At 75.0% G+C, this 22,576-nt stretch carries 24 protein-coding genes; 8 read left to right on the plus strand and 16 right to left on the minus strand.

What is annotated here, in order from left to right:
• Positions 1-68 precede the first annotated feature (68 nt).
• The 8 genes from AB0O29_RS05385 to AB0O29_RS05420 form a co-directional block, all read right to left on the minus strand.
• A complete protein-coding gene (locus AB0O29_RS05385; protein WP_365146427.1) occupies positions 69-650 on the minus strand; it encodes a polysaccharide deacetylase in 582 nt (193 codons plus the stop codon).
• Between the two features lie 196 nt (positions 651-846).
• Complete coding sequence (locus AB0O29_RS05390) at positions 847-1,371, minus strand: GNAT family N-acetyltransferase (protein ID WP_365146430.1); 525 nt, start codon at positions 1,369-1,371, stop codon at positions 847-849.
• Between the two features lie 54 nt (positions 1,372-1,425).
• Positions 1,426-2,142 (minus strand): TetR/AcrR family transcriptional regulator, encoded by a 717-nt coding sequence (locus AB0O29_RS05395; RefSeq protein ID WP_365146433.1) that lies wholly within the window; start codon positions 2,140-2,142, stop codon positions 1,426-1,428.
• A 38-nt stretch (positions 2,143-2,180) separates the two neighbouring features.
• The gene (locus tag AB0O29_RS05400) at positions 2,181-3,224 is read right to left on the minus strand and encodes a PDR/VanB family oxidoreductase (protein ID WP_365146435.1); all 1,044 of its coding nucleotides are present in this window, start codon (positions 3,222-3,224) and stop codon (positions 2,181-2,183) included.
• On the minus strand, positions 3,221-4,117 hold the full coding sequence (locus tag AB0O29_RS05405; protein ID WP_365146438.1) for a metal-dependent hydrolase: 897 nt from the start codon (positions 4,115-4,117) through the stop codon (positions 3,221-3,223). The genes AB0O29_RS05400 and AB0O29_RS05405 overlap by 4 nt, the downstream gene beginning before the upstream one ends.
• Positions 4,118-4,179: 62 nt before the next feature.
• On the minus strand, positions 4,180-6,102 hold the full coding sequence (locus AB0O29_RS05410) for a hypothetical protein (protein ID WP_365146441.1): 1,923 nt from the start codon (positions 6,100-6,102) through the stop codon (positions 4,180-4,182).
• Between the two features lie 99 nt (positions 6,103-6,201).
• Positions 6,202-6,996, minus strand: coding sequence for a tyrosine-protein phosphatase (locus AB0O29_RS05415; protein WP_365146444.1), 795 nt, complete (start codon positions 6,994-6,996; stop codon positions 6,202-6,204).
• 121 nt (positions 6,997-7,117) lie between these two features.
• Positions 7,118-7,741, minus strand: coding sequence for a rhomboid-like protein (locus AB0O29_RS05420; protein ID WP_365146446.1), 624 nt, complete (start codon positions 7,739-7,741; stop codon positions 7,118-7,120).
• 65 nt (positions 7,742-7,806) lie between these two features.
• On the opposite strand from AB0O29_RS05420, the gene AB0O29_RS05425 reads away from it, so the two are divergent.
• Together AB0O29_RS05425 and AB0O29_RS05430 are read left to right on the plus strand one after the other, a co-directional pair.
• On the plus strand, positions 7,807-9,078 hold the full coding sequence (locus AB0O29_RS05425) for a hypothetical protein (protein WP_365146449.1): 1,272 nt from the start codon (positions 7,807-7,809) through the stop codon (positions 9,076-9,078).
• 77 nt (positions 9,079-9,155) lie between these two features.
• Entirely contained in the window at positions 9,156-10,916 is a 1,761-nt protein-coding gene (locus AB0O29_RS05430; RefSeq protein ID WP_365146452.1) for a PepSY domain-containing protein, read from the plus strand.
• Positions 10,917-10,974: 58 nt separating this feature from the next.
• On the opposite strand, the gene AB0O29_RS05435 is transcribed toward AB0O29_RS05430, so the two are convergent.
• Together AB0O29_RS05435 and glnII are read right to left on the minus strand one after the other, a co-directional pair.
• A complete protein-coding gene (locus AB0O29_RS05435) occupies positions 10,975-11,595 on the minus strand; it encodes a winged helix-turn-helix domain-containing protein (RefSeq protein ID WP_365146455.1) in 621 nt (206 codons plus the stop codon).
• 447 nt (positions 11,596-12,042) lie between these two features.
• Positions 12,043-13,062 carry a glutamine synthetase gene (glnII, locus tag AB0O29_RS05440; RefSeq protein ID WP_365146458.1) on the minus strand — a complete coding sequence of 340 codons (1,020 nt, stop codon included), beginning with the start codon at positions 13,060-13,062 and terminating at the stop codon, positions 12,043-12,045.
• Positions 13,063-13,255: 193 nt separating this feature from the next.
• On the opposite strand from glnII, the gene AB0O29_RS05445 reads away from it, so the two are divergent.
• Positions 13,256-14,191 carry a Gfo/Idh/MocA family oxidoreductase gene (locus tag AB0O29_RS05445; protein WP_365146518.1) on the plus strand — a complete coding sequence of 312 codons (936 nt, stop codon included), beginning with the start codon at positions 13,256-13,258 and terminating at the stop codon, positions 14,189-14,191.
• Here AB0O29_RS05445 and AB0O29_RS05450 read toward each other — a convergent pair.
• Complete coding sequence (locus AB0O29_RS05450; RefSeq protein ID WP_365146460.1) at positions 14,184-14,717, minus strand: hypothetical protein; 534 nt, start codon at positions 14,715-14,717, stop codon at positions 14,184-14,186. The two genes, AB0O29_RS05445 and AB0O29_RS05450, sit on opposite strands and share 8 nt — an antisense overlap.
• Before the next feature lie 212 nt (positions 14,718-14,929).
• The gene (locus AB0O29_RS05455) at positions 14,930-15,739 is read right to left on the minus strand and encodes a helix-turn-helix transcriptional regulator (RefSeq protein ID WP_365146463.1); all 810 of its coding nucleotides are present in this window, start codon (positions 15,737-15,739) and stop codon (positions 14,930-14,932) included.
• Positions 15,740-16,047: 308 nt separating this feature from the next.
• On the opposite strand from AB0O29_RS05455, the gene AB0O29_RS05460 reads away from it, so the two are divergent.
• Positions 16,048-16,425: an ATP-binding protein gene (locus AB0O29_RS05460; protein ID WP_365146521.1), complete on the plus strand. Its 378-nt coding sequence runs from the start codon at positions 16,048-16,050 to the stop codon at positions 16,423-16,425.
• A gap of 5 nt (positions 16,426-16,430) precedes the next feature.
• On the opposite strand, the gene AB0O29_RS05465 is transcribed toward AB0O29_RS05460, so the two are convergent.
• Positions 16,431-16,871 carry a MarR family transcriptional regulator gene (locus AB0O29_RS05465; protein WP_365146466.1) on the minus strand — a complete coding sequence of 147 codons (441 nt, stop codon included), beginning with the start codon at positions 16,869-16,871 and terminating at the stop codon, positions 16,431-16,433.
• Between the two features lie 66 nt (positions 16,872-16,937).
• Here AB0O29_RS05465 and AB0O29_RS05470 point away from each other — a divergent pair, with 66 nt between their 5' ends.
• Positions 16,938-17,795 (plus strand): alpha/beta fold hydrolase, encoded by an 858-nt coding sequence (locus tag AB0O29_RS05470; RefSeq protein ID WP_365146469.1) that lies wholly within the window; start codon positions 16,938-16,940, stop codon positions 17,793-17,795.
• A 7-nt stretch (positions 17,796-17,802) separates the two neighbouring features.
• Here the strand turns inward: AB0O29_RS05470 and AB0O29_RS05475 are convergent, their stop codons facing one another.
• Positions 17,803-18,174 (minus strand): ArsC/Spx/MgsR family protein, encoded by a 372-nt coding sequence (locus AB0O29_RS05475; RefSeq protein WP_365146472.1) that lies wholly within the window; start codon positions 18,172-18,174, stop codon positions 17,803-17,805.
• A 106-nt stretch (positions 18,175-18,280) separates the two neighbouring features.
• Here AB0O29_RS05475 and AB0O29_RS05480 point away from each other — a divergent pair, with 106 nt between their 5' ends.
• Complete coding sequence (locus AB0O29_RS05480; protein ID WP_365146475.1) at positions 18,281-18,538, plus strand: hypothetical protein; 258 nt, start codon at positions 18,281-18,283, stop codon at positions 18,536-18,538.
• Positions 18,539-18,579: 41 nt separating this feature from the next.
• Here the strand turns inward: AB0O29_RS05480 and AB0O29_RS05485 are convergent, their stop codons facing one another.
• Together AB0O29_RS05485 and AB0O29_RS05490 are read right to left on the minus strand one after the other, a co-directional pair.
• Positions 18,580-19,482, minus strand: a complete 903-nt coding sequence (locus AB0O29_RS05485; protein WP_365146478.1) for a nuclease — start codon at positions 19,480-19,482, stop codon at positions 18,580-18,582.
• Between the two features lie 37 nt (positions 19,483-19,519).
• Positions 19,520-20,668, minus strand: coding sequence for a PP2C family protein-serine/threonine phosphatase (locus tag AB0O29_RS05490; protein WP_365146481.1), 1,149 nt, complete (start codon positions 20,666-20,668; stop codon positions 19,520-19,522).
• A gap of 90 nt (positions 20,669-20,758) precedes the next feature.
• Here AB0O29_RS05490 and AB0O29_RS05495 point away from each other — a divergent pair, with 90 nt between their 5' ends.
• Both AB0O29_RS05495 and AB0O29_RS05500 read left to right on the plus strand, forming a co-directional pair.
• Positions 20,759-21,448: a VIT family protein gene (locus tag AB0O29_RS05495; protein ID WP_365146484.1), complete on the plus strand. Its 690-nt coding sequence runs from the start codon at positions 20,759-20,761 to the stop codon at positions 21,446-21,448.
• Positions 21,449-21,619: 171 nt separating this feature from the next.
• Positions 21,620-22,510, plus strand: coding sequence for a TIGR01777 family oxidoreductase (locus AB0O29_RS05500; protein ID WP_365146487.1), 891 nt, complete (start codon positions 21,620-21,622; stop codon positions 22,508-22,510).
• The last annotated feature ends 66 nt before the right edge of the window (positions 22,511-22,576 follow it).

The raw sequence follows: 22,576 nt of genomic DNA on the forward strand, positions 1-22,576 counted from the left end.
TCCCGACCTGCGACCCCGAGGGGGAGGCACCGGCCGCGTCCGGTACCTCCCCCTCGGCGCGTCCCCGGTCAGACCCAGACGCGGACGGCTTCCATCCGCCGGGACTGCCCGGTCGTGCCCACGTACACCGGGTTCCCGTTGAGGGCGTTCAGCCAGCCGTAGTCCGCCACGTGCGCCTGCGCCGCCACGCTGCCGTTGCCGACCTGGAGGCCGAGCGCCTCCATCCGCCGGGACTGCCCCGTGGTGCCGACCGTCACCGCCTGGCCGTCGGCCGCGCACCGCCAGCCCTGCCAGCCGATGTCCGCCAGATGGGCGTCGGCACAGATCCCGCCGGTCCCGCTGGTCGCGATGGTGAGCGCCTCCATCCGGCGCGACTGCCCGGTGGTGCCGGCCACGGCGCCGTTGCACACCGCCGACTGCCAGCCGACGTCCTGGACGTGGGCCGCGTAGCAGACCGACCGGGCGGCCGGCGCGAGCGCGTGCTGCCGGGCGGCCGCCGCCTGGACGTCCGCGATCACCGAGGCCGGCGCCTCGGCCACCGCCCCGTCCCGCGCAGGCGCCGACGGCAGCGGCTGGGCCCCGGCCACGCCCGTGGCCCCCAGTAAGCCCGCCAGCGCCAGCCCCAAGACGGCGCCCGCGGACCTGCTCATGGAAATCCTCATGGTGTTCCCCTCCTGGTACCGACTGGTCGAGACCATCAGTACCGGCGGGCCGGGAACCCGGGCAACCGGTCCCCGCGCGGACGGCCGAGAGCCGCCCCGGCATGGCGTGCGCGGCGGACTTGCGCCCCGGAGCCGCGCCGTGCCTGCCGTTCCCGCCGCCCCGCCGCCCCGCCGCCCCCGCGCCTCAGACGTCGAGGCGCCGCTCCAGCAGGATCACCCCGTACACCCGGCCGTCCTTGCCCTGCTTCGAGGGGAACTCGCCCACCACCCGGTAGCCCGCGCCCTGGTAGTACGCCAGCAGCCGCGGGTTCGTGGACACGCAGTCCAGCCGCGCCCGCTCCCGCCCGGTCCGGGCGATCCGCCGCTCGGCGTGTTCGAGGATCCGCAGCCCGGCCCCGGGAGGGGCCGTCTCACGGTCCACCATCAGCCGGTGCACGTAGCCCGCGACCGGCGGCTGGACCCCCCAGGCCTCCTCGTCGGACCACCACAGCTCGTACGCCCCGACCACCTGCCCGTCGGCGTCGGCCGCGAGCCACACCTCCCCGTCGCGCATCTTCCCCCGGAAGTGCGCGGCGTCCTTCTCGCCCGGCTTCCACTGGTCGATGCCCTGCTTGCGCATCCACCGGGCGGCCTGGTCGTACAGCTTCACCAGGATTCCGGCGTCCTTCTCCTCGGCCGCGCGGAACACGATCCCGTCGTCAATGATCACGCGGGCATTATCGCCAGCGCGGCGGCCGGGTCACACCCGCCCCGCACCCCGCCGTCACATCGCCCGTCCGCCCTCGCGCGGCCCCGGCACCAGCGCCGCCAGCCGCCCGACCAGTTCGCCGAACGGACCGTCGGCCGGTTCGCCCGCCAGGATCCGTACGAGGATCCCCGCCATCTCCGCGTCGTACGCCGCGCTCACGGCGGCCAGCGCGGCGAAGTCGTGGACCAGCTGGAGCTCCAGCTCGGCCCGCGGGATCCGCCGCCCGTCCAGCCACAGCAGCGCCGTCGACTCGGCCAGCGACACCCAGGACCGCACCACCAGCTCCAGCCGGGCCGGGGGCTCCTCGACGCCGATGTGCAGCAGGATCTGCTCGTACGCGGCCTGCCGCACCTCGTCGATCATCGCGTTGGCCCGGCTGCTGCCCGCGGCCGGACCGCCGCGCAGCAACGCCGAGAAACCGGGCCCGTGTTCGTCGACGAACGCGAAGTACCGGCCCATCACCCGCAGCAGCCGGGCCCCGAGCGGCCCGTCGTGCGGCTCGACGAACCGCTCGGCCAGCTCGTCGGCGGCCCGCCGCAGCGCCGCCTCGTACAGGCTCAGCTTGCCCGGGAAGTAGTGGTAGACGAGCGGCCGGGATATCCCGGCCGCCGCCGCGATCTCGTCGATCGACACGTCGTCGGGGGAGCGGTGGCTGAACAGCTCCAGGGCAACCCCGATCAGCTGCTGCCGCCGCTCCTCGACACCCATCCTGCGCCGCACCCCGGTCGTCATGCCGAACACCCTACTTCGAGGGCGGGCGGGCCACTTGTTCAGAGGTCCAGAGCGAGCCGGTCCGAGGCGGCCCGGGAGACGCACAGCAGCATGGAGTCCGCGCGCTCCTCGTCGGTCAGGAGCTCGTCGCGGTGATCGACCGCGCCGGCCAGCACCCGGTGCCGGCAGGTCCCGCAGAAGCCCTGCTCACAGGAGTACGGGGTGTCCGGCAGGACCCGGCGCACCGCCGTCAGCGCGGACTCGCCGGCCCCGACCTCCACCTCGCCGCCCGTGCGGGCGAGTTCGACGGTGAAGGCCCGCGCCGGGCCGGTCACGGCCGCGCCGAACCGCTCCAGGTGCACCGCCGACGGGTCCGGGGCGGCCGCCGCGACGGCCTCCATCAGCGGGTCCGGGCCGCAGCAGTACACCAGGGCGCCCGGCCGGAGCGCAGCCAGCGGGGCCAGGTCGGGCAGGCCCGCCTCGTCCTGTGCGACGACCGTGACCCGGTCCCCGTAGCCGGCGAGTTCGTCCAGGAACGGCATCGAGGCGCGCGAACGGCCCCCGTACAGCAGGGTCCAGTCGGCGCCGGCGGCCGTCGCCGCGCGGAGCATGGGCAGCACCGGGGTGATGCCGATGCCGCCCGCGACGAAGGCGTACGAGGGGGCGGGCAGCAGCTCGAAGCGGTTGCGCGGCGCCCGCACGTCCAGTTCGGCGCCCTCCACCAGCTGCTCGTGCGCCTCGCGGGAGCCCCCGCGTCCGTCCTCGACCAGGCGGACCGCGATCGTGTAGCGGCCGGTGTCGGCCGGGTCCCCGCACAGCGAGTACTGGCGCACCAGCCCCGACGGCAGCCGCACGTCCAGGTGCGAGCCGGGGGTCCACTCCGGCAGCTCGCCGGACTCCAGCACCAGCCGCAGCACCCCCTCGGCGGGCTCGGTGCGCGAGACGATCAGGGTGCGCAGCCAGCGGCGCGGGGAGTGGCCCGAGACCGGGGTCTCCAGCGCGGGCAGCGGCCACAGGGGGGAGCGGCCGATGCGCCGGCGCAGCGCGCGCCGGGTGAGGACGGCGGCCCCCGCCACCGCCGTGACGGCCAGGGCCCGCCTCACGGCCGCACCCCGCCGTTGGCGCCGGGGGAGGAGGCCAGGTAGGCCACGGCCTGGGCGGTGGAACCCTCCTGCGAGGGGTGGTACGTCCGCGAGAGGTAGGTCGGGATCGACCTGACCATGGCCCCCGTGGAGGGCAGCACCCCCCTGCGCCCGGCCCGGACGAACTGGCCGAGGGAGGCCTTGGCGCCGGGCCGCTGGGGGTCGTTCTCCATGAAGAAGCGGGCGCCGCGCTGCCACAGGAAGACCAGGGCGGCGAAGGCGGTGGCCCAGGTCCGGGCCCGGCGGCGGTAGTTGCCGTCCACGTGCATGAACAGGTCGAAGGCCACCGAGCGGTGCTCGACCTCCTCCGCGCCGTGCCAGCGCAGCAGGTCCAGCATCATCGGATCGGCGCCGCGCCGGTCCAGCTCCCGGGCGTTGAGCACCCAGTCGCCGAGGAACGCCGTGTAGTGCTCGATCGCCGCGATCATCGCGACGCGCTCCATCAGCCACCACTTGCGGGCCCGGCCGGGCGGCAGGGTGCGGTCGCCGAGGAGCTTCTCGAAGAGCCAGTCGACCTGCGCGGTGTAGGGGGTGGGGTCGAGGCCGAGGCGCTTGAGGTGGGGGAGCACGTCGTCGTGGGCGGCGGCGTGCATGGCCTCCTGCCCGATGAACCCGACGACGTCCGCCCGCAGCCGCTCGTCCGTGATGTACGGGAGCACCTGCTTGTAGACGTGCACGAACCAGCGCTCACCGGCGGGCAGGAGCAGGTGCAGCACGTTGATGGTGTGCCCGGCGAAGGGCTCGCCGGGCAGCCAGTGCAGCGGGGTGTCCTCCCAGGAGAAGGAGACGTTCCGCGCCTGGAGGTCTATGTGTTCCGACGCCACGGGGGCGGGCGCGAGCGGCGTATTAGACATGGCGTCAATGTACTGAGGGGTACGGGAGAGGGAAACCCCTCCGGCACCCCCGATCCCGGAACCTAGCGGAGCGCCCCCGCCTTGCTGCCGTCCGTCAGCTTGCCCGAGAGGTCCACCTGCGCCCCCTCCGGCGCCTTGACCGCCAGCCGGTTGCCGTTCGCGCTGCCGTTCACCCCGGCCCCCGTCGCCGTCAGGGAGGCGAACTGCGCGCTCCCCGCCGCCAGGACGTACCACTGCCCCGCCCGGGACTTCCACAGCACCCCGGCCAGCACCCTCGGCTCCCGCGGGCCGCACGCCGGGGACCCCTCCGCCTTGGCCGCCTGCGCCGCCAGCGGCGCCCCCGGGGCCAGGAACTGCACCTGGACCCGGTCCGCCGCCCCCTGCCAGGTCTCGGCCCGGCTGCACAGCCAGGTCGCCGCCCCGTCGCCCTCCGGCAGCGGCTGCTTCGCGTACGTCCACGCGTTGACGGACCGCACCCCGTGCGAACGCACCGACGGCAGCAGGCACGCCGTCTTCGACCACTCGCCGAGCTCCGCCGCCTCCGTCACGTCCCGCGCCGCGCCCGGCGCGCCCGAGGTCAGCCGGGCCGGGGTCAGCTCGCCCAGGTCGGTGACCAGCCGGGTGGCCCCGTCGCCGGTCAGCGCCAGCGCGTTCCAGCTGGTGCACTCGCCGTTCGCCGCCGGCCCCAGCACCGGCGGGGTCAGCCCGTCCGGGGTGAGCTTCAGCGCGGCCGGCTCGTCAGCCGGCTTCAGCAGGTCGCGCACCGCGGCCCCGCTGACCCAGGGGGCCGTCAGATAGCGGACGTTGCCGTCGACCCGGCTGAGCACCAGGGCCGTCGCGGTGTCCGCCGTCGCCCCGTCGGTCCGGGCGAAGTCCAGGGCCGCGCCGGCCGTCCCGCTGCGCGGCTCGGCGTACCGCACCACCCGCAGCCCGTCGTACAGCAGCACCACCACCGCTTGGTCGACCGTGCCCGCGAACAGCAGCTGCGGCGGTCCCATCGGCGGCCCCGCCGGGGTCCCGGGCGTGGCCGACACCACCACCGCCTTACCCGGCCGCGCCCACACGGCCAGCGCCCGCCGCAGCAGCTCGGTGTCCCCGGCCCGGTCGCCGCGCGCCGGCCAGGCGGAGTAGTCGGTACGGGAGGACGTGCGCCACGCGGCGGGCGCGACCCGCACCAGCTGCCCCGGGTCCAGGGCCTGCTGCGCCGCCGCGTTGAGCGCGTACGGCGGGGCGGCGGGCCCGTCCGCGCCCCAGCCGCCGCCCGGCAGCGCCAGCAGCGTCCCGCACACCGCGAGGGCGGCCGCTCCGGCCACCGCCGCCCGCGCGAACCGGCGGCGGCGCAGCAGGTCGGTGGGCCGGGCCTGGAGCACGCACGGGTCGAACTCGGGGGAGGCGAACAGGGCGTCGTGCGCCGGATCACCGGACTCCGCGACCGCCGCCGCCGGGTCGGCCACCCCGGCCTCCGCCAGCACCCGCAGCACGTCCGGCTCCGCCAGCCCCTCCAGCGCCCGCAGCACGCACGCCGCCCGGCCCGGGCCGTTCAGGGTGGCCAGCCACTGGTCCAGGGCCAGCTCCTCGGCCCCGCCCGCCCGGGGGAACAGCCGCAGCCCCCACACCTGCGGGAGCAGCGCCGGCAGCTGCCCGCGCAGCGGGAGCGCCTTGAAGGTCAGCGGGATCCCCGCCTCCAGGGCGGACCGCAGCACCCGCAGCCGCACGTACGCGTACCCCGACTCGGGCCCGCCCAGCCCGCCCCGCTGCGCCGGCACCCCGCCCTGCACCGCCCCGGCGTCGGCGGCCCGCCGCCCGCGCGGCAGCGCGCGCTGGGTCAGCGAGTGGGCGGTGAGCACCCGCCGGTTGCGGCCGAGGGAGGGCGGCAGCACCAGATAGGCGAGCCGCACCAGCCGCGGGTAGTGCTCGACGATGGCGGCCTCGGCCTGCTCGACGTCGGGGGGCAGGGGGCGGGTGGCGGTATCCGGCGCAGTCACGTTCAGCAGAACGAGCGAATCGTGGGATGGTCACCCGCACCAGCGCACACGTTCGGACGAATCGGGTGCGCCGGGCGTGACGTCCGGCCGGACCGGGGGTCAGGCGATGAGGCGGGCGCGCAGCGCCTCGACCGTCTCGTCCGGGACGCCCAGACCCTCGCGGACGTACTTCTCCATCGACCCGTAGCGGATCCGGACCTCGTCCAGGCCCGCCTCCAGGTACGAGGGGAACACGCCGATCAGCGCCAGCGCGATGTCCGGGTCCCCGCCGGCGGCGGTGAAGCCCTCGATCATCGGGGCGAAGGCCGCCTTCACCGCCGGGTTCACCGACAGGTACTCGGCCATCAGGGTGTCGTCGTCGGCGCCGAGCAGCGACAGCACCACCGTCGCGCCCCAGCCCGTACGGTCCTTGCCGGCCGTGCAGTGGAACAGCAGCGGACCCGCCTGCGGGTCGGCCGCCTCGGTCAGCAGCGTCCGGTACGCGGAGTGCGCGGAGGAGGTGCTGACGAAGGACCGGTAGACCGAGCCGAACAGGGCCTGCGCCTTGCCGTCGCCCAGGTGCTCCTCGGCCACCACCGGGTCCGCGAGGAGGTCCTTGAGCTGGGCCGCGGCGGGCATCCGGGACTCGCTCATCTTGTCCGCCAGGACGTCGCGCACCAGCAGCCGGACCCCGTCCGGTATCCGGTCCGGGTGGTCGGCGCGCTCGGCGTCGCTGCGCAGGTCGATGACCGTGCGCAGGCCCAGGGCGGCCACCGCCGGGTCCGCGCCGGGGTCGAGCCGGTCGAGGGCGCCGGAGCGCAGCAGGAGGCCGGAGCGGACGGTACGGCCGCCGGTGAGCGGGGTGCCACCGAGGTCGCGGAGGTTGGCGACGGTGGTGGAGGGCTTGGCGGTCATCGTGGCGGCTCCAGCGTTCTGCGGTCAGCGCGCGGTGCGGGAGGAACCGGCCGCGCGGGGTGAGGTGACTCGTGTCAGGCGTGGTCGCGAAGCGGTGGCGGCCGCTGTCGCGCCGGTGCGCTCAGATATGAGCGATTTTCCGATGTTTTGATGCGGAAAGACAATCGACGGCGAACGAGACCCCGATGCCGAGGCCCAGCGCCACCAGGTGCCCGGCGTCCGTGAAGGTGCGCTCGCGCCGCAGCACCGGCCGCACGGCGAGCGCCAGCAGCCCGGCCCGGACCGTCGTGCGCACGGGGCCGCGCGGCAGGGCCGAGGTCAGCGCGCCGAGGACGGCGTTGAACCCGTAGCTCGTGCCGACGTCCACGGCGCGGCGGGTCTCACGGTCGGCCGTGCGGCGCAGCACCCCGTAGACGAGGAGCGTCGCCGAGGCGTGCCCGAAGAGGAAGACGGCGGCGGTCCACCAGGCCCCGTACGCGTACTCGGCGTAGCCCAGCACCGCGACCAGCAGCAGGGCGTACGGCAGCGGCATCGGCTCCTCGACGACGAGCGCGCTGCTCAGCAGGGTCTCCCAGCGGCCGCCGTCGAGGTTGTCGACGTTCGTCGAGCAGTCGCGCAGCATCCGCTCCCGCTCGGCCGGGGCCAGTCGCTCCAGGGCGTGGGCCCCGAGCTGGACCCCGCCGGCGTAGAGCGCGGCCAGCGGGCCTGCGGGCGGCTTCGACCATGACCAGGGCTGTGGGTTCACCCGTCCATGATCGGATACGGGTCCGGCGCGTGCGGCGGCGGGCCCCGTGAGAGCATGACCGGGACATGTCCGATCCCCGCCCCCGCGTGCCGATGCGCGCCCCGCGCGCCGCGATGTTCGCGGCGGTGTGCGTGGCGCTGGCCGCCGTGGGCCACGTCCACATGTCGGGGCAGGACATCCCCCTCGGCCGGCTCCTCGGGGCCTTCGCCGCGGTCGCCGCCCTCGCCTGGGCGGCGGCGGGCCGCCGCCGCGGCCCCCTGGGCATCACCGCGTCCCTGCTGGCGGTCCAGGCCGCCCTGCACACCGCGTTCTCCCAGGGCCAGGCCCACGGCTCCACCCCGATGGCGCACCACCACCCCACGGGCCACACGGCACCACCCCGCCCGTCGGCCCTGTCCGAGGGGCTTGCTCCGCCGTCGGGCACGGCCCACACGGGCGGGGCTCAGCCCTCCGGTCTGCCGGACGCCACCGGGGCGGCCCACGCGGGCACGACCCACGCGGGCGGTCTGGCCGACGGGATGGGGTCGGGTACCGGGGCGGTTCACTCGGGGGGTCTGGCTGACGGGCTGGCTTCGGCTGCCGGGACGGCCCACACGGGCGCGGCTCCTGCGGGCGGTCTGGCGGACGGGCTGGGCTCGACCGCCGCGGCGGCCCACGGGGGCGCGGCCCATGCGTCCGGGCTGGCTGACGGGCTGGCTTCGGGTAGCGGGACGGTCCACTCGGGCATGGCGCATGCGTCCGGGCTGGCCGACGGGCTGGCTTCGGCCTCCGGTATGGCCCACTCGGGCATGGCGCACGGCTCCGGACTGGCCGACGGGCTGGGGTCCGCGACCGGGATGGCCCATTCCGGTGCGGCCCACGCCACCGGAATGGCCGACGGCATGGGCTCCATGCCCGGAATGGCCGACGGCTTGGGCTCCATGCCCGGGATGGCCGACGGCTTGGGCTCCATGCCCGGGATGGCCGACGGTATGGGCGGCGGGCTCGTCGATCTGCTCGGGATGGCCGGGCACGGCGGCTTCGGCATGGTCGCCGCGCACCTGCTCGCCGGGCTCTTCTGCGCGGCCTGGCTCGCCTGGGGCGAGGCCGCCGTGTTCCGGCTGGCCGGGGCCCTCGGGGCCACCGCCCTGCTGGCCGCCCGCCCGCTCGTCCGCGTCCTCACGCTGCTCCGCACCCGGATCGCCCCCGTGCCGCGCCCGCCCGCGCACCGGCCCGGGTACCCACGGCCGCGCCGCCTGCGCGGAGCCGTACACGCGCATACGGCCGTGCGCCGGGGCCCGCCCCGTCGGCGAAGCACCCGCACCACGGCCCTCCGGCCGCTTCCTGCCCGCGCCTGACCGGCGCACCCTCCGCTGGCGAGGGGGCGGCGAGACCGGGGGCCGATTCCCCCGTTTCGCCGAACCCTAGGACCGACATGTCCCTTGACGACCTCACGGGCGCCCCCACCCGGGCCACCGAGGCCGACCCGAAGCCGACCCCCGCCCCCGACACCACCCCCGCCCCCGCGTCCGACCCGGCACCCGGCGCCACGCCGGAGCCCGCTCCCGCGCCCGGCGCCGACGGCCCGTCCGCGTCCGGCCCCGCGCCCGAAGCCGGAGCCGCCCCCGACACTGCCCCCGCCGCCGCGTCCGTACCCGCACCCGGTGCCATGCCGGATCCCGCTCCCGCGCCCGGCGCCGACGGCTCGTCCGCGTCCGGCCCCGCGCCCGGCGCCCGGCCGGAGCCCGCTCCCGCCCCCGGCACCGCCCCCGCCACGCCCCTGCGAGGGACCGGTGGAGGCGCCGGGTGGGCCGCCCTGCGGCCGCTGTTGTTGCGGGTGCACTTCTACGCCGGGCTGCTCATAGCCCCGGTGCTCTTCCTCGCCGCCGCCACCGGGCTGCTGTACGCCGGTTCCTGGCAGGCCGAGCGGATCCTCTACTCCCACGAGCTGACCGTCGACCGGGTCGGTGAGGCCGCCGTCCCCCTCGGTACCCAGGTGAAGGCCGCCAAGGCCGCCGAACCCGGGGGCAAGGTCGTCGGCGTGTGGCCCGCGCCCGAGCCCGACGCCACCACCCGGGTGATCATGGAGGACCCGAAGCTGGAGGAGGGCAAGACCCTCACCGTCTTCGTCGACCCCTACACCGCCGAGGTCCGCGGGCAGCTCACCACCAGCGGTGACGCCCTCCCGCTGCGCGCCTGGCTGAGCGAGTTCCACGCGAGCCTCCAGCTGGGCGAGTTCGGCCGGAACTACAGCGAACTCGCCGCCAGCTGGCTGTGGGTGGTCGCCCTCGGCGGCCTCGCCCTGTGGATCGGCCGCCGCCGCACCCGCAAGGCCGCCCTCCTCGTCCCCGACCGGAAGGCCACCGGCCGCCGCAAGACCCTCTCCTGGCACGGCAGCATCGGCCTCTGGGCCGCCGTGGGCCTCGTCGGCCTCTCCGCGACCGGCCTGACCTGGTCGAAGTACGCCGGTGAGAACATCGGGCAGCTCCAGGACCGGCTCGGCGGGGCCACCCCCTCCGTCGCCGCGAAGCTGACGCCGGGCTCCGGGGACGGGGCCGGGGCCGGCGACGGCGGCGGCGAGCACGCCGGCCACGTCATGCCCGACGGCACCGAGATGTCCATGCCGATGCCCGCCGCCGACATCGGCATCGACGAGGCCGTCGCCGCCGCCCGCGCGGCCGGGGTCACCGAGAGCCTGCGCGTCACCCTGCCCGCCCAGGGCAAGGGCTACGTGATCAAGGAGACCGACAAGACCCTTCCCGTGCACCTGGACTCGGTCGCCGTCGACCCCGCCGACGGCCGCGTCATGGACGAGCTCCGCTTCGCGGACTACCCGCTGCTCGCGCAGCTGACCCGGTTCGGGATCGACCTGCACATGGGCCTGACCTTCGGGATCGCCAACCAGATCGCGCTGGCCGCGCTCGCCGTCGCGGTGATGTTCCTGATCGTCTGGGGCTACCGGATGTGGTGGATGCGCCGGCCCACCAAGGACCGCGCCCTCTCCGTCGGCCGCGCCCACCCGCGCGGGGCCTGGCGCCGGCTGCCGGTGACCGTGCTGCTGCCGTTCGCCTGCGTGACCGCCGTCATCGGCTGGTTCATCCCGCTGCTGGGGATCAGCCTGGTGGCGTTCCTCGCGGTGGACGTCGCCCTCGGCCTCGTCTCCCGCAGGCGGGCGGCGACGGCCGGGGCCGCGTAGCGACGACGGTGGGCCCGTACGCGTGCGATCGCGTACGGGCCCACCGTCATACCGGCCGTCACGGCGTGTACTTGTACCCCACGCGGCGGACGGTCTGGATGGCCCCGCGGTGCGCCGCGCCCAGCTTGCGGCGCAGCCGGGCGATGTGGACGTCGACGGTCCGGCCGTCGCCGACGTGGCCGTAGCCCCACACCGTGGTCACCAGCTGGTCCCGGCTGTGCACCCGGTGCGGGTGCGCCACCAGGTGGGCGAGGAGCTCGAACTCCAGGTAGGTCAGGTCCAGCACCTCGCCGTCGACCTCCGCCGTGCGCTGGGCGGCGTCGATCCGCACGAGCGCGTCTCCGGTCGTCGTCGAGGCCTGCGCCGCAGGCTGGACGGGCGGGACCGGCCCCGGTCCCGGTACGGGAACGGACTGCGGGGCGAAGGCGATCGGGTGCTGGTCGGCCGGTACGAGGACCAGGTAGCCGACCATCGGCGGCTGGCCCGGCAGCGCGGGCACGGTGTGCTGGGGCGCGGGCAGCCAGGTGGCGCCCGGCGGGAGCAGGTCCACCACCCGGGCCACCTCGTCCCGCTCCACGGCGCGCAGCCGGTGGCGCGGCCCGGTCGGGAACGGCGGGAAGGGCAGGGGGGCGGAGGTCGCGGCGGAGGCGGCGGAGGTGATGGAGCGGGTGTTAGCCATGAGTGGTCAGCTCTTTCACGCGGAGTGGTCGGCAGAAGACGTACGTGTGCAAGGGCACGTGTGCGTATGCACGTAGTCGTTGCGTACCGCGCAGACCGAAGGCCTCGGGCGGGTCTGGTGAGAGGTCCCGGAAGGCTTTAGAGGGCCGGCGCGTTCTCGGCGCGGCAACACACCCGGTCGAAGTCGTGGTCCTGACGGGACGGCCAGAACGGCTCCAGGTCGCTGCGACCTGTCGGGGTGTACGGATGGCTGGCCATGGGCGTCATTGAAGCAGAAACCGGGGGCCCGGGGCAGGCGGCGTCTCACTTCGTGGATCGGAATCTCATATTCCGTCGTCAAGTCTTCGTCAGGCCGCCACAATCCCGACATACCGTCAGCGGAAAGGCCGCCGCCCGCCCTCCCCGGAGCGGGGACGGCGGGCGGCGGGCGGGGTCGGCGGGGCCGGGGTCAGAGCAGGCCGTCGCGCTCCAGGGCGGTGCAGCAGGTGTCCACCATCAGGCGGGTCACCACGTACGGGTCCACGTTCGCGTTCGGGCGGCGGTCCTCGATGTAGCCCTTGCCGTCCTTCTCCACCTGCCACGGGATGCGCACCGACGCGCCGCGGTCCGAGACCCCGTAGCTGAACTCGTTCCACGGGGCCGTCTCGTGCAGGCCCGTCAGCCGCTCGTCGATCCCCGCGCCGTAGTTCTTGACGTGGTCGAGCGGCTTGCTGCCCTCGCCCAGCGCCTCGCACGCGGAGATGATCGCGCGGTAGTCCTCGCGCATCGCCTTCGTCGAGAAGTTGGTGTGCGCGCCCGCCCCGTTCCAGTCGCCCTTGACGGGCTTGGGGTTCAGCGTCGCCGACACGTTGAACTCCTCCGCCGTGCGGTACAGCAGCCAGCGCGCGATCCACAGCTGGTCGGAGACCTCCAGCGGGCCCACCGGACCGACCTGGAACTCCCACTGGCCGGGCATGACCTCGGCGTTGATGCCGGAGATCTCCAGCCCCGCCGCAAGACAGTGGTCCAGGTGCTTCTCGACGATCTCACGGCCGAAGATCTCGTCCGCCCCGACCCCGCAGTAGTAGCCGCCCTGCGCCGCCGGGAAGCCGCCGACCGGGAATCCGAGCGGCCGGGCCCCGTCGAAGAAGGTGTACTCCTGCTCGATGCCGAAGACCGGCTCCTGCGCGGCGAACCGCTCCGCGACCGGACGCAGCCGCGCGCGGGTGTTCGACTCGTGCGGGGTCATGTCGATGTTCAGGACCTCGCACAGCACCAGGATGTCCTCCCCGCCGCGGATCGGGTCCGGGCAGGAGAAGACGGGCTGGAGCACGCGGTCCGAGGCGTGCCCCTCCGCCTGGTTGGTGCTGGAGCCGTCGAAGCCCCAGATCGGCAGCTCCGCGCCGTCCGCCAGGATCTTCGTCTTGGAGCGGAGCTTCGCCGTCGGCTCGGTGCCGTCGATCCAGATGTACTCAGCCTTGTGACTCACGGGCCCATCCATCCTGACTCTGCGGGTGCTGCGTCTTGGCCGAAAGCGTCCCCCTCGGCGATTTCTCATCCGTTGCCCGTATGTGAACCCCTTGTTACCGGGGTTTACGCCGCAGGTCGGGTGGCCCGTGCGGGTTGGCGGCCGTGCATCCGTCCGAGTGGGGCAGACTGAGCGGGTGAGCATTTCGTATGATTTGAACTCCTCCGGCGGGGACCCCGAGCGGACCCCCGGCCACCCCCGCCCCCGTGTCGGCCTGCTGGGAACCGGCCCCTGGGCCCGCCGCACCCACGCCCCCGCCCTCGCCGCCCACGCCGGCTCCGAATTCACCGGAGTCTGGGGCCGCAGGCCCGAAGCGGCGGCCGAGCTGGCGGCCGCCTTCGGGGTGAAGGTGTACGAAGACCCCGACGCGCTGTTCGCCGACTGCGACGTGGTCGCCTTCGCCCTCCCGCCGGACGTCCAGGCCCCCCTCGCCGTCCGCGCGGCCGCCGCCGGCTGCCACCTGCTCCTCGACAAGCCCCTCGCCACCACCGTCGGCGACGCCCGGGCCGTCGCCGACGCCGCCGCCGCGCACGGCGTCGCCTCCGTCGTCTTCCTGACCCTCCGCTTCGCCGAACCCACCGCCGGGTGGGTCCTCGAACAGGCCGGGCGCAGCGGCTGGTTCACCGCCTCCGCCCGCTGGCTCGGCGCGGTCTACCCGCCCGACGGCGAGCCCAGCGCGTACGCCGACTCGCCCTGGCGCAAGGCCAAGGGCGGGCTGTGGGACGTCGGCCCGCACGCCCTGTCCGTCCTGATCCCGGTGCTCGGCGAGGTCACCGCCGTCACCGCCGCCCGCGGCCCGTCCGACCTGGTCCAGCTCGCCCTGCGGCACGCCTCGGGCGCGGCCAGCACGGCCGTCCTCAGCCTGAGCGCGCCGCGCGCGGCGGCCGGGGTCGGGCTGGAGCTGCGCGGGGCCGAGGGCGTGTTCCGCCTGCCCGACTGGAGCGACGTGCCCGGCGCCTACGGGCGCGCCCTGGACGCCGTCCTCACCGCCGCCCGCACGGGGGTCCCCGACCCGCGCGGGGCGGAGTTCGGCGCCCGGCTGACGGAGATCCTGGCGGAGGCGGAGGCCCAGCTGGGGCGGGCTATTTGATCAGGGCGTTGGCGACGATGATGGCCAGGCCGATCGTGGCGTCGGCCAGGCCGATCAGCAGCGCCGAGCCCAGCCGGTAGCCGACCCGGATCGCCACGAAGGCCCCCCAGGCGAAGAGCAGCGCGGTGTTCAGCCCGAGCCCGACGGCCGTCACCCCGTACGACTCCCAGTGCGCGACGCCGGCGACGAAGAGCAGCAGCACCGTGGGCAGGGTGGCCGCGATCATCGGCCACTCGTTCCACAGCGCCCGCACGAGCAGCCGCCACCGGTGCGCGGCCGAGCCGGCCTGGTGGCTGCTCATGTGGTGCGAGTACCCGTGCGCGAGGCCGGCGGTGGCGGCGGTGACGAGGACCCAGCTGGCGTCGTAGAAGGGGGTGTACTCCCCGCCCTTCTGGTCGAGCGCGGCCAGCAGCCCGCTCGCCAGCACGGTCCCGTACACCCCGCCGAACATCCAGTCGGCCCCCCGTCGCGGCGGCGGCAGGGGGTGGCCTGCGGGGGCGGGCTGCTGCGGGAGCTGGTCGGTCACGGCGGATCCTCGTACTGGGGTGCGGTTTGCTACGGTTCATCCCTTTGGTTCCGCTCCACCCTACGAGGCGAGGGGTGGGGAGGAGATGAAGATCCGCCGGGCCCGGGCCCATAGGGTCGTCCGCACGTATACGGAAGCCCTCACGCACCCCACGCCGTCCGGATCAACGGCACGGTCCCCCGCCGAGGAACGGTCCGGGGGTGAGTGCGTCCTCACGCCAATGTCTCCATCTGAGCCCGGATGAGCTCCATGCTGCGTGCCTCGGAGTGGGCCTCGCCCACGAGGTCCTCGAAGGTGCGCTGTGCTCTCCGGGCGTACCTGGCGTCCTCGACGATTTCCGTAGCCCGGTAGGTATCGATACAGGTAGCGACCGCGCGGTTGGGGCTGATGATGAAACTCGCCTCACCCATCATCAGGAGGTGTGGTTCCGCGTCGAGGCCGAGTATGCGGATCCGCGTCGTGGGGCGCTCCATGTGGGACAGGAGCGCGGCGAGTTGGTCGCGCATGACTTTCCTCTGCCCCAGGGTGCGGTGGATCACCGACTCGCACAGCACGACGCGTGCCTCCGGGGGGACCGGCCGTCGGAAGATTTCCTGGCGCGCGAGTCGCGCGTGTACGGCGGCCGTCACTTCGGCGTCGCTGGCGCGGGTGTCGCCCGCGCGTAGGATCGCACGGGCGTAGTCGGGCGTCTGGAACAGCCCCGGTACGAGGCTCTGGGACCATTCCCAGACGGCGACGGCCTTTTGCTCCAGTTCGATACGGCGCCGCATGGTCGTGGGAAAGCTGTAGGCGGTCATCTCTCCGTACAGCCGCTTGAAGAGGCCGTCGGTGCCGAGTGCCTGGTCCAGAATCGCCGGCAGTTCCGGCGGGATCGGCCCCTTGCCCGATTCGACGCGGCTGATCGTGCTCTTCGACGTGCGTGTCAGGAGCGCGACGTCCGTCTGGGTCAGGCGACGACCGGGGTGCAGCTCCCTGGCGCCTTGGAGTTCCTCCGCGAACCGGCGGCGCGGGTCCGACTCCACGGACGTCCCCTTCCCACGTTCCCAAGCGGTTGGTCAGGGCCGAGCCGACGGTATCTGTGCAGGTCAGAATGCTGGAATATGCCGCTCTGACCGCAGTCGAGGTCGGTCGCCCAAGTGCTTCCGATCGTATCTCCCCGTCCGTAACCCTGGCCTCACTCAGGGCGATTGCCCACTCGAACGAATGGTGGAGTGTCATGTGTGAACCAGTGCGGCCAGGGGGCGAGACGGCCGACACCGAATGGCTCGCTGCCGTCCTCCCCCAGCTGGACGGCGCCTGGGCCGATCTCGTCACCGGCCTCGACGCCGCCCTGCGCGGCTACGTCTTCGTGCAGCGGTTCAGCGCCACCCCTCGCGGCGCGCGCCTCGCCCGGCATCTTGCGCTCGTGCAGCTGCACGCCTGGGGATCTCCCCACGGCGGCGCCGCCTCCGACGGTGTCGGGATCGTCATCGCCGAGCTCACCGCCAACGCGGTCACGCACGGACGCGTCCCCGGGCGGGACTTCGAGCTGCGGGTGACCCGGCTCGACGGACTCGTGCGGGTCGAGGTGTCCGACGGGCGGCGGGACCGGCGGCCCCGCCTCCGGGAGGGCGGGTACGGGCTGCGGCTGGTCGGGGCGGTCGCCGGGGCGTGGGGGGTGGCCGACCGGGTGGTCGGCAAGACGGTGTGGGCCGAGTGCCCGGTGTGAGCCGCTCAGGCCCCGCCGAACGCCGTCCGTGCCGTGGTCAGGAACCGGCGCACCGCCTCCCGTTCCGCCGGGGTGAGCGAGGCCGAGACCCCCGCCAGCGTCTCGATCGCCGGGCCGAAGAAGGACCGGCCCAGGCGGACCGCCTCCGGGGTGACGGACAGCAGGACGCGGCGGCGGTCGTGGGGGTCGCGGGTGCGGGCCACGTGGCCCAGGCGCTCCAGGCGGTCGATCACCGCCGTCGTGCCCGCCGAGTTGAGGCCCAGGCGGGCGCCCAGGAGGCCGGCCGTGGCCGGTTCGGCGGCCCGGGCGGCGTCCAGCAGGCAGACCAGGGCGCGTACGTCCGTGGGGTGCATGCCGTTGGCGGTGGCGAACTCCGCCTGCCGCAGGCCGAATTCGACGGCCACCGCCCGCAGCAGGTGCACCAGTTCCAGATGGTTGTCGTCCACGTCGCCTCCGGCCTAGGATCTCTCGCTAAGCGAGATTATCGCCCAGCGAGAGATCGGGGCAGTGCAGTGGCGAAAGCGGTACCGGCGTCCTTCCGAGCCGCCTACGACGAGGCCCTCGCCCGGTGGCCCGTACCCGTCGAGGCCGTCGAGGTCCCCACCCCCTACGGGGTCACCCGCGTCAACCGCTGCGGTCCCGCCGGGGCGCCCCCGCTGGTCCTGCTCCCCGGCGGCGGGGCCACCTCCACCGTCTGGGGCGCCTGCGTCGCCGCCGGGCTCGCCCGGGAGCGGCGGGTGTACGCCGTGGACCTGATGGGGGAGCCGGGGCTGAGCGTCCCGGAGGCCGGCCGCGGGATACGGACGCCCGAGGACCTGGCCGGATGGCTGGACGCGGTCCTGGACGGGCTCGTCCCCGAGGGGCGGATCACCCTCGCCGGCCACTCCTACGGGGCCTGGATCGCCGCCCACTACGCCGCCCGCCGCGCGGGCTGGTACGCCCCGCGCCCACGGCTCGACCGCCTCGTGCTGCTCGACCCCACCCAGGTCTTCGCCGGGCTGAGCCCCCGCTACGTCCTGCGGGCGCTGCCCATGCTGGCGCGCCCCACCTCGGGCCGGATCCGCTCCTTCCTCGCCTGGGAGACGGGCGGGGTCCCGCTCGACCCGGCCTGGCTGCGCCTCCAGGAGGAGACGGCCGCCTTCCCCACCGCCCGGCCGGTCACCGGGCCCCGCCCGGACCTGACGGGGCTCGCCCCCTTCGGGATCGACGTCCTCTTCGCCGAGCGCGCCCGCTGCCACGACCCCCTCCGGGCGCTGGCCGCCGCCACGCGCACGCTGCCGGGGGCGCGGGTCCGGCTGCTGCGCGGGACCTCGCACCACGCGCTGCCCCTGACGGCGGCCGCCGAGGTCGCCCGCCTCCTCGCCCCCTGACCGGCGCCTACGCCTTGCGGGAGAGGGCCTCGCGGACCGCTTCCTCCGAGCGGGCCACGATCGCCGTGCCGTCCTCGGCGGTGATGATCGGGCGCTGGATCAGCTTCGGGTGGGCGGCCAGGAGGCCGATCCAGCGGGCGCGGGCCTCCTGCGTCGCCTCGCGCGGGAGGTCCCGTACGCCGGTCTCCTTCGCCAGGGGGTCCGAGGTGCGCGTGATGTCCCACGGCTCCAGGCCGAGACGGCCCAGCACCTCGCGGATCTCGGCCTCGGACGGCACGTCCTCCAGGTAGCGGCGGACGGTGTACTCGGCGCCCTCCGCGTCCAGCAGGGTCAGCGCGCCGCGGCACTTCGAACAGGCGGGATTGATCCAGATCTCCATGCCCGGAAGCCTAGTCGGGTCCCGTCCGGCCAGGGCTTTTGTCAGTGCCCCCCGGTAAAATCGAGGGAGCACGACAGGAAGCCAACTACCGTTTGGGAGGCTGTAGATGGCCGCTGCCGCGATCATTGTGATGCCCAAGAAGAAGCCGCTGCCGGCGGGGCTGCCCCGCGAGTGGTACGAGAACCACAACCGCCGTCTGAAGGCCATGCGACTGGCGATCTCCCTGCTCGACACGGGGACGTACGACGCCAAGCGCGCCACCAACCGCAAGATACGGACGATGGCCGTCCGGGTGGGGATCCACCGGCCGTCGAACCACACCTGCCGGCTGGTCCGCGCCTTCATCATCGCGAACGCCGGCTGAGACGGCGGCGGGCCGGCCGGTGCGCCGGCCGGCCCGTCCGCTCACTTCTCCACGAAGACGATCTCCTCCGGACCGTGCGTCATCCGCACGGTGTCGCCGGTGACCTCGACGACGTGGTGCATGCCGCTGAACACCTCCGGCTTGCCCTGGAGGTAGAACTGGTCGTCCGAGGCCCCGGCCAGGTAGGCGCGGAAGCAGGACAGGGAGGGGTCCGACGGGTTCAGGTCCAGGTAGTCCTTCAGGCGGCGGAAGAGCTTCGGGAGGATCACCGCCCCGTCGTCGGCCGTGAGGGACCGCAGTCCGGTGACCTTCGTCCCGGTGGTGGTCGTGTCCTTCTCCCATACGCTCTTGCCCGGCTCCGGGGCCGCCGCCGCGGCCGCCGCCGCCGCGGTGAGGGAGGCGCGCAGGAGCTCGGGGAACTCGCTGTAGTAGGTCGGGTAGACCAGGCCGGCCTTGACCAGCTGGTAGTTGGCCGTGTTCTTCAGCGCCCGCTCGTCGACCTGGAGCAAGGAGCCGTTGAAGGCCGGCTGGGAGTCCTTGCCGACGAGGGCGACGCACCGGCCGAAGACGTCGGCCCCGCGGGTGAGGATGTAGCCGTGCACCACCTCCGGGGTGGTGCTGGTGACCTTCTCGGGCCGCTCGGGGTCGTCCCGGACGACGGCGGTGAAGCCGAGCGCCGTCAGGAGCGCGTCCGCGGCCTGGTGCGCCAGGGCCAGGGGCTGGTGCTGCACGCCCGAGGGCGAGTCGTCCAGCCCGTAGTGGGTCTCCAGCGCGTCGATGCCCTCCAGCCGGATCGCGGCGTTGCCGAACGCCCGCGGCACGACCGGTCTGGCGCCGGGGACGAGTTTCCAGTCGGCCACGTCGTCGGGGGTGAAGTTGACGGTGTCACCGTCCGGCTCGAAGCCCTTCGCCCGGAAGGTTCCTCGGATCAGCAACATCGGCATGGCCATGTCGGCTCCCTGGATGTCGGGACGAGAACGCTCAGTGCGTGGCCCCTGAACCTAGTGGTGGCCCCGGCCCACCGGACAGCCGCTGATCGGGCGACAGCACCAGCAGCGCCACGTCGTCGCGCGGCCCGCCCCCGCTGAAGGCCGCGAGGTCCTGCCACAGCGCCGCCGCCAGCCCCGCAGGGTCGCGCGCCAGGGCCGGGACCCGGGTGGCCAGGGGGTAGAAGCAGCCCGCCGCGTCACGCGCCTCCGTCACCCCGTCGGTGTGCGCCAGCAGCCGGTCGCCCGGCAGCAGCGGCAGCTCCGCGACCTCGGGGAGGGCCGGCCCGGACAGGCCCAGCCCCAGCGGCGGGCCCGGCTCCGCGGCCACCTCCGTGACCCCGTGGCCCCGCAGCAGCAGCACCGGCGGATGCCCGCACGACACGATCCGCACGAGGTCCAGTCCGGGCGGGAACTCCAGCAGCACCGCCGTCGCGAACAGCTCCGGGTGCGCCACCGAGTCCGCCGCCGCGTCGGCCGTCAGCCGCCGGTCCAGCCGGACCGCGACCGCCGCCAGCCCCGGATCGTCCAGCACCGCCTCCCGGAAGGCGCCCAGCAGGGAGGCCACCGTGCCGACGGCGGCCAGCCCGTGCCCCTGGACGTCCCCCACCACCGCCCGCACCCCGTACGGCCCGGCCCGCACGTCGTACAGGTCGCCGCCGACCAGCGTGCCCCGCTGGGCCGCCCGGTACAGCCCGGAGCAGTTCACCCCGCCCACCCGCGCCGGGACCGGCGGCAGCACCGCCAGCTGGGCCGCTTCGGCGACGGTCCGCACGCTGACCAGCTGGGCGTCCCGGCGCCGCCGCACCCAGGCGATGACCACGCTGAGCAGGCCGACCGTCGCCACGGTGGCCAGGTCGGCGCCGCGCGCGTGCCCGACCCCGAGCTGGGGGACGCCGAGGAGGACCAGCACCAGGACGGCGAAGAAGGCGGAGCCGACGGCCCCGTACGAGAAGGCGGCCACGGCGGGCAGGGCCGCCAGGAAGTAGCCGAGCTCGGCGGTGGCTGTGGTCCACTGGGCGGCGCACAGCGCGACCAGCGCCACCGGCGGCGCGATCCGGGCCCAGCGGGGCGGCGGCGCCCCGTGCAGCCAGCCGGGCTCGTCCCGTCCGTCCCTCGCCCTCCGTCTCGCCCCAGCTCTCACCCCTCCACCCTGGTACGGGGTACGGGGCCGCGCACGCCGGGTGGCCCCGGCGGGCTGGCCGGGACGGGCGGGGGCCGCGACAGTGGTGGCGTGACGCAGACGCAGAGCGCGGCCATCAGCACCCGGCTGAACTGGCTGCGGGCCGGGGTCCTCGGCGCCAACGACGGGATCATCTCCACGGCCGGCCTGGTGGTGGGCGTGGCCGGCGCCACCACCTCGCGGACGGAGATCCTCACGGCCGGGGTGGCCGGACTGCTGGCCGGCTCGCTGTCGATGGCGGTGGGGGAGTACGTCTCGGTGAGCTCGCAGCGGGACTCGGAGCGGGCGGCGCTCGACCTGGAGCGGCGCGAGCTGGCGGCGGAGCCCGAGGCGGAGCTGGCCGAGCTGACGGAGCTGCTGGCCGCGCGGGGGCTGACCCCGGAGGTGGCCCGGGAGGCGGCGGAGCAGCTGACGGAACGGGACGCGCTGCGGGCGCACGCGCGGGTGGAGCTGGGGATCGAGCCCGACGACCTGGCGAACCCGTGGCACGCGGCGCTCGCCAGCCTGGTCGCCTTCACGGCCGGGGCGCTGCTGCCGCTGCTGGCGATCGTCCTGCCGGGGGCGTCCGCGCGGGTCCCGGTGACGGTGGGCGCGGTGCTGGGGGCGCTGGCGCTGTGCGGGGTGGTGAGCGCGCGGCTCGGCGGGGCGGGGGTGGGGCGGGCGGTCCTGCGGAACGTGCTGGGCGGGGCCCTGGCCATGACGGTCACCTACGCGGTGGGCACTTGGCTGGGCGGCGGCTGACCCCGCCGGGTGGGTTTGCTCCCCGCCCCGCCCTTTCGCCGTTTCCCGGGGCGAGCCCCGGACCCCGTTGCGCTCAAGCGCCGCGCGGACTGGATTTCGCTGCGCGAAATTCCAGCCCCGCCGGCGTTTGAGGCGCGGGGTCCGGGGCGGAGCCCCAGGGAAACTACAGGCATGCGCATCGCCATCACCGGAGCCTCCGGACTCATCGGCAAGGCCCTCGTCCGCTCCCTCCACGCCGACGGCCACGACACCGTCCGCTTCGTCCGCCGCGCCCCCGCCGCCCCCGGCGAGGCCCGCTGGGACCCCGGGAGCGGGTTCGTCGACCCCGACGGGCTGCGCGGGTGCGACGCCGTCGTGCACCTCGCGGGGGCCGGGGTCGGGGACCACCGGTGGACGGACGCCTACAAGAAGGAGATCCGCGACAGCCGCGTGCTCGGCACCGCCGCCGTCGCGCGGGCGCTCGCCGCGATGGACGCCCCGCCGCCCGTGCTCGTGTCCGGGTCCGCCGTCGGCTACTACGGGGACACCGGAAGCAGGGCCGTCGACGAGTCCGCCCCCGCCGGGCAGGGGTTCCTGCCCTCCGTCTGCGTCGAGTGGGAGGCCGCCGCCGCCCCCGCGCGGGAGGCGGGGATCCGGACCGTGTTCGCCCGCACCGGGCTGGTGGTCTCCGCCGAGGGCGGGGCCTGGGGGCGGCTGTTCCCCGTCTTCCGGGCCGGCGTCGGCGGCCGGCTCGGCGACGGGCGCCAGTACTGGCCGTTCATCTCGATGCGGGACGAGGTCGCCGCCCTCCGCTTCCTGATCGAGACCCCCGGGCTGTCCGGGCCCTTCAACCTCACCGCCCCCGAGCCGCTGACCAACCGTGAGGTCACCGCCGCCATGGGCCGCGTACTGCACCGGCCGACGCTGTTCGCCGTCCCCGCGCCCGTGCTGCGCGTCGCGCTGGGGGAGTTCTCCCAGGACGTGCTGGGCAGCCAGCGGGCGCGCCCGGCGCGGCTGTTGGAGGCGGGCTTCACCTTCGCCCACCCCGGTATCGAGGAGGCGCTCAGGGCCGCCCTGGCCTAGCCGCCCGTACGCCGCCCGTACGCCGTTGGTCCGCCAACCGCACACCGCTGGTACGGGCGTTGGTCC

It is taken from the genome of Streptomyces sp. NPDC089915 (assembly GCF_040684675.1).
Lineage (GTDB): Bacteria > Actinomycetota > Actinomycetes > Streptomycetales > Streptomycetaceae > Streptomyces.

Coding starts and splice junctions, on each gene's coding strand:
- AB0O29_RS05485 (WP_365146478.1), bottom strand. CDS start 19,482: ATGCCGATGTTGCTGATCCGAGGAACCTTCCGGGCGAAGGGCTTCGAG.
- AB0O29_RS05415 (WP_365146444.1), bottom strand. CDS start 6,996: ATGACCGCCAAGCCCTCCACCACCGTCGCCAACCTCCGCGACCTCGGT.
- AB0O29_RS05430 (WP_365146452.1), top strand. CDS start 9,156: ATGTCCCTTGACGACCTCACGGGCGCCCCCACCCGGGCCACCGAGGCC.
- AB0O29_RS05395 (WP_365146433.1), bottom strand. CDS start 2,142: ATGACGACCGGGGTGCGGCGCAGGATGGGTGTCGAGGAGCGGCGGCAG.
- AB0O29_RS05435 (WP_365146455.1), bottom strand. CDS start 11,595: ATGGCTAACACCCGCTCCATCACCTCCGCCGCCTCCGCCGCGACCTCC.
- AB0O29_RS05425 (WP_365146449.1), top strand. CDS start 7,807: ATGTCCGATCCCCGCCCCCGCGTGCCGATGCGCGCCCCGCGCGCCGCG.
- AB0O29_RS05480 (WP_365146475.1), top strand. CDS start 18,281: ATGGCCGCTGCCGCGATCATTGTGATGCCCAAGAAGAAGCCGCTGCCG.
- AB0O29_RS05500 (WP_365146487.1), top strand. CDS start 21,620: ATGCGCATCGCCATCACCGGAGCCTCCGGACTCATCGGCAAGGCCCTC.
- AB0O29_RS05475 (WP_365146472.1), bottom strand. CDS start 18,174: ATGGAGATCTGGATCAATCCCGCCTGTTCGAAGTGCCGCGGCGCGCTG.
- AB0O29_RS05385 (WP_365146427.1), bottom strand. CDS start 650: ATGAGCAGGTCCGCGGGCGCCGTCTTGGGGCTGGCGCTGGCGGGCTTA.
- AB0O29_RS05405 (WP_365146438.1), bottom strand. CDS start 4,117: ATGTCTAATACGCCGCTCGCGCCCGCCCCCGTGGCGTCGGAACACATA.